Annotated in this window: 2 protein-coding genes; both read left to right on the forward strand. The window is 71.7% G+C overall.

Annotated elements, in window-relative coordinates:
* A partial coding sequence (locus FMP39_RS37100) for a hydroxymethylglutaryl-CoA reductase, degradative (RefSeq protein WP_141594692.1) occupies positions 1-1,134 on the forward strand: 1,134 nt, incomplete at its 5' end.
* A 4-nt stretch (positions 1,135-1,138) separates the two neighbouring features.
* The coding region (locus tag FMP39_RS37105) for a mevalonate kinase (RefSeq protein WP_368667093.1) at positions 1,139-1,500 on the forward strand (362 nt) is incomplete at its 3' end.

Consider the following 1,500-nt stretch of genomic DNA (forward strand, 5'->3'; position numbering starts at 1 on the left):
CTGGGCCTCAACCTCCAGGTCAACGGACGTGACTACCTGGTGCCCATGGCGGTGGAGGAGCCTTCCGTCGTGGCGGCGGTGTCCTTCGCGGCGAAGATTGTCCGGGAGGCGGGCGGCTTCATCGGTGAAGCCGACCCGTCGCTGATGATTGGCCAGGTGCAGGTGTCGCGCTACGGCGACCCGACGGTGGCCACCGAGCGCATCCTGGCGCACAAGGAGCAGATTCTCGCGCTGGCCAACAGCTTCCACCCGGCCATGGTGGCGCGTGGCGGCGGGGCGAAGGACGTCGAGGTGCGCGTGCTGCCGGCCCCGGAAGGGCCGCGCGGCGAGCCGCTGCTCATCGTCCACCTCATCATCGACGCCCAGGAGGCGATGGGGGCCAACCTCATCAACACCATGGCGGAGGGCGTGGCGCCGCTCATCGAGCAGGTGACGGGCGGCAAGGTGTACCTGCGCATCCTCTCCAACCTGGCGGACCGCCGGCTGGCGCGCGCCATGTGCCGCATCCCCATCCCGCTGCTGGCGGACTTCGAGATGCCGGCCGAGGAGATTGCCGAGGGCATCGCCCAGGCCAGCCGCTTCGCGGAGGCGGACCCGTACCGCGCGGCCACGCACAACAAGGGCGTGATGAACGGCATTGACGCGGTGGCCATCGCCACGGGGCAGGACTGGCGCGCCATTGAAGCGGGCGCGCATGCGTTCGCGTGCCGCAACGGGCAGTACCGGCCGCTGTCCACCTGGTACCTGGAAGAGGGCCACCTGGTGGGCCGCATCGAGCTGCCCATGGCGCTGGGGACGGTGGGCGGGCCCATCAAAATCCACCCGGGCGTGCAGATGGCGCTCAAGCTGATGCAGACGACGTCGGTGCGAGAGCTCGCCATGGTGTTCGCGGCGGTGGGCCTGGCGCAGAACTTCGCGGCGCTCCGGGCGCTGGGCAGCGTGGGCATCCAGAAGGGCCACATGGCGATGCACGCGCGCTGCGTGGCGGTGACGGCGGGCGCGCGGGGCGACTGGGTGGAGAAGATCGCCAACCTGCTGGTGAAGGCGGGCCACGTGAAGGTGGAGAAGGCCCGCGAGCTGCTGGCCAGCCTCCCCGCCGAGGATGCCGCGGCCGCGACCGGCACCACGGTCTGACGCCGTGGCTCCTCGTCCTGAATCCTTGTCGGCCTTTGGCGCCGGCAAGGTCATCCTGTTGGGTGAGCACAGCGTCGTGTACGGGCACCCGGCCCTGGCCGGGCCGTTGTCGCAGGGCGTGACGGCGCGCGCCGTGCCCGCGAAGGCGTGTCAGCTCGCGTTGCCCTCCACGCTCAGCCGCCCGCAGCGGGCGCAGCTCACGGCGGCGTTCGCCCGTGCAGCGGAGGTGACGGGCGCGCCGCCGGTGAAGGTGTCGCTGGAGGCGGACTTGCCGCTGGCGGTGGGCCTGGGAAGCTCGGCGGCGCTGTCGGTGGCGTGCGCGCGGTTGCTGCTCCAGGCGGCGGGGAAGGTGCCCACGCCGAAGGA

Source organism: Myxococcus sp. AB056 (assembly GCF_006547365.1).
In the GTDB taxonomy this organism is placed as follows: Bacteria; Myxococcota; Myxococcia; order Myxococcales; family Myxococcaceae; genus Myxococcus; species Myxococcus virescens.